The organism is Arthrobacter sp. GW460-12-1-14-TSB2 (assembly GCF_059423525.1).
Window position 1 is genome coordinate 1 of sequence record NZ_JBWKYC010000050.1, and the last position, 3,603, is coordinate 3,603.

The window sequence follows — 3,603 nt, forward strand, 5'->3', positions numbered from 1 at the left end:
GGGGGGTCGGGGTGGGAAGCGGCGACGTCGTCGAAGTGGACGGCGGCGAGGTCCGTGGCGGGCATTGCGGGGCCTTTCGGTGAGTAGGTCATTTTCCGGTGCCGGCAGTGAGGCCGTCCTGGAGTGCGCGCTGGCCGAACATAAAGACCACCAGCGCCGGAATCATGGACAGGACCACGCCTGCGAGAACTACTGAGATGCTGCCGGTTCCCAGGTTGCCCTGGAGCGAGACAAGTCCCAGCGGAAGCGTGAAGTTTTGCTCGGAGATGGTCAGGATGAGCGGGCGGAAGAACTCGTTCCAGTGGAAGTTGAAAGCGAGGATTCCCACGATCGCCATGCCGGGCATCGCCAGCGGTGCATATACGGAACGGAACGTCCGCCAGGGGCTGGCGCCGTCGATCGAGGCGGCCTCGGCCAGTTCGGCGGGGAGCCCCATGAAGTACTGGCGCATCAGGAATGTACCGAAAGCCGTCGGAATGGCCGGGAGGATCAGCGCCAGCAGCGTGTCCGAGAGGCCCATGCCGCGGATCAACATGAAGACGGGCACGATCGTGACCTGCACCGGCACCATCATGGTGGCCAGCACGATCGAGAAGAGTGCACCGCGGCCGCGGAACTTCAGGTGCGCGAAGGCGTAGCCCGCCATCGCCGCGGACACCATCTGGCCCACCGCGATCAGGCCGGTCACCAGGGCACTGTTGAGGACGAGGAGAAAGATATTCAGCTGTTGGAATACTTCACCGTAGGAGGTGAAGTCCGGGTTCCACGGGAAGAACGACGGCGGCAGCTTGAAGGATTCCGACGGCGACCGCAGCGAGGTCGACAGGGTCCAGAGCACCGGGCCCAGCGTCAGGGCTGCCGTGATCAGCAGCAGGCCGACGCGGAGGGCGAAACTCCAGCTGAACCTGCGCCGCGTGGGAGACGTTTCGGGGAGGCCTTCCGAGAGCCGGGGGGAATGCCCAGCCAGGCCGTGGTCTGTAGTGGTTGTCATGGCTGGCCTTACTGGTAGAAGACGAATCGTTTGCTGAGCCGGAACTGCGCGGCCGTAATGGCCATGATGATGAGGGTGAGAAGCACGCCGATGGCGGACGCCTGACCGAACTCGAGGCGCTGGAAGGCCGATTCAAAGATGACCATGACGGCGGTGCGCGTGGAGTCGCCGGGGCCGCCGCGTGTCAGCACGAAGGGCTGGTCGAACACCTGCAGGGCGCTGATGATGGCCATCACCGAAGCCACGAGGGTGGTGGGGCTCAGCAGGGGCAGCGTGACGTGCAGGTGCTTGCGCCAGCCGGTGGCGCCGTCGATCGATGCTGCCTCGTATGTCTCCACGGGAATGGAAGCCAGGCCGCCGATGAACAGCAGGAAGGAGAACCCGAAGTTCTGCCACACGTAGACAAGGATCACGACGGCGGCAGACCCGCCCGGTGTGGTCAGCCACGGCACCGCGGGGATGCCTACCAGGGACAGGAACCAGTTCACCACGCCGAACTGTTCGTTGAAGAGGTATCGCATGAAGATGGATACCGAGGCCGCGGACAGGATGAGCGGGAAGAAGAAGGCCGAACGGAAGAACACGCGCAGCCAGGCCGGCATCTTCTCCTGCACCATGATGGCCAGCGCCAGGGCGAGCCCCAGCTGGAAGGCCACCGCCACCACCACGAACACGATGGTGTTCAGGAAGGACACGCGGACGGTGGGGTCCTGGACCACTTCGGAGAAGTTGTCGAAGCCCACGAACGTCGGCGCAGAAATGATGTCCCAGCGGAAGAAGGCAAGGACCGCGGAGGCTACGATCGGGATCAGGGTGAACAGGCCCATGCCGAGGATGGTGGGGGCCAGGAAGATCCAGGCAAGCCAACGCTGGCTGTGCCGCGACTTGGCCGTGGGTTGGTGCTGGGCCGGCACGGCCTGCCCGGCCGCCTGCCTCGGCCGCTCCCGCGGCGGGGTGGTGGTGCTCATGACTGCCTCCTCAGGGCCAGTTCAAGGTCGCGCTGCATGGAGGCGAGGGCCTGCTTGAGCTGGCGCTCGTCGCCGCTGACAGCCAGCGAAACGTTCTTCATCAGGGCCGTTTCGACGGCGGCCTGCTGCGGTGGGGCCGGGATGGGGCCTGTGGTGGGGAACCTGTCCAGGGTGTCGTAGAAGACCTTCCAGTGGGCGGGTCCCTTGCCGGCGTAAAGCTGCTCGTTGACCATGGAGCGGCGCGCCGGCGTCGTAATCGGGTTGGGGAAGATCAGTTCCATGGCCTCGCGGCTGGAGCTGAACTTAATCCATTCCCAAGCGGCGTCCTTGTCCTTGGCGGTCTTCATGATCGCGTAGCCGGCGGTGCCGAACTGGTGCCGCTGGGTCTTCCAGCGCGGGAAGAACTGGACGTCGAAATCGCTTTCGCCCATCCCGGCCTCGTGCAGGCCCTGCACCCAGTAGCCGCCGGCCGGCGTCGTACCGATGCGGTTGGACGCGAACAGCCCGACAAGCGAGCTGCCGCCGCCCTCCTCAGGGCGGACGCCGAGCCCGTCCTTGACCAGTCCGCGGAGGTAGTCGAAGGACTCGAAGACGCGGTCGTCGTTGGCGTTCGGCTCCAGCCACTGGTATCCGCCTGAACGGAGGCTGCGGGAGGGATCGTTGGCGTAGAAGCCATCCCAGAGCCACTCCCCGCCGGTGGACCGGGTCTCTTTCAGGAAGCTGGTGTCGTTCGCGTAGAGCCACGGAACCACACCGCCGAAGAGCCGGTTGGTCCAGTAATACGGGGTGAAGTCCGAAGTCCGCGCCTTGCGCATGGCGGCGAGGCTGTTGCGGAAGTCCAGGTGGGTCCAGTCATCCGCCGGGCGCTCCAGTCCGGCCTGCGCGAACGCGGTGGTATTGTAGTACATGTTGGCCGCGTTCCAGTCCATGGGGAGCTGGTACAGGCTGCCCTTGTACATGAAGGCCTCCACCAGGCTGGGGTGCACGTCCTCGAAGAACTCCCGCATGTCCGCGGCGTCGCGGCGCACGTACTCGTCGAGCGGATGCGCGAGCTTTTCCGCGAACAGCTGGGCGCCTTCGGTGGCCACGTAGACCACGTCCGGCGGCGTGCCTGCAGCCACCATGGTGAGGATCTTGGTGAAGAAGTCTTTCCAGTCCACGGCCTGGATGGCCTGGACCTTGACCTTGATCTCCGGGTGGAGTCGGGTGAAGGCGTCGATGGCGCGCTGGCGGGCGGCGGCGTCTGCGGCGGTGCCCATGATGGCGATGCTGAGGCTGTTGTCCCCGCGGCCCGGAATGTCCGTTCCGGAGAGCCGCGGCCACGATGCCACGGTTGCTCCGATAATTCCCGCGCCGAGGGCACCAAGGGCGGTACGGCGGGTGATTTCCCGCAGGTGCCCGTTTGTGGCTCCGGTCATGTCAATTTCCTTCCTAACACGTGTTAGGAACTGTAGATGAACGACCTAACACGTGTCAAGCGTCACAACCGTGCGCCTCACTGCGACGCTCTCTCACTTCCCGCCGCACTTTTCGCGACGCTCTCTCACTTGCTGCCGCATTTTTCGCGACGCTCTCTCACTTTGAACTGCTCCCCGGAAGTTGGACTGAGAAATTCAGTTCCGACTTCCGGGGAGCAGTTTTATG

At 64.8% G+C, this 3,603-nt stretch carries 3 protein-coding genes; all 3 read right to left on the bottom strand.

Features of this window, described 5'->3' with window-relative positions; all coding sequences use genetic code 11:
* Window positions 1-88: 88 nt before the first annotated feature.
* The 3 genes from AC07YR_RS23205 to AC07YR_RS23215 are packed head-to-tail and all read right to left on the bottom strand — an operon-like array spanning window position 89 to window position 3,377.
* Window positions 89-991: a carbohydrate ABC transporter permease gene (locus tag AC07YR_RS23205; RefSeq protein ID WP_494735408.1), complete on the bottom strand. Its 903-nt coding sequence runs from the start codon at window positions 989-991 to the stop codon at window positions 89-91.
* 8 nt (window positions 992-999) lie between these two features.
* Entirely contained in the window at window positions 1,000-1,959 is a 960-nt protein-coding gene (locus AC07YR_RS23210; protein ID WP_494735409.1) for a carbohydrate ABC transporter permease, read from the bottom strand.
* Window positions 1,956-3,377 carry an extracellular solute-binding protein gene (locus AC07YR_RS23215; RefSeq protein WP_494735410.1) on the bottom strand — a complete coding sequence of 474 codons (1,422 nt, stop codon included), beginning with the start codon at window positions 3,375-3,377 and terminating at the stop codon, window positions 1,956-1,958. Before AC07YR_RS23215 ends, AC07YR_RS23210 begins: the two co-directional genes overlap by 4 nt.
* Window positions 3,378-3,603 lie beyond the last annotated feature (226 nt).

Coding starts and splice junctions, on each gene's coding strand:
- AC07YR_RS23205 (WP_494735408.1), bottom strand. CDS start 991: ATGACAACCACTACAGACCACGGCCTGGCTGGGCATTCCCCCCGGCTC.
- AC07YR_RS23210 (WP_494735409.1), bottom strand. CDS start 1,959: ATGAGCACCACCACCCCGCCGCGGGAGCGGCCGAGGCAGGCGGCCGGG.
- AC07YR_RS23215 (WP_494735410.1), bottom strand. CDS start 3,377: ATGACCGGAGCCACAAACGGGCACCTGCGGGAAATCACCCGCCGTACC.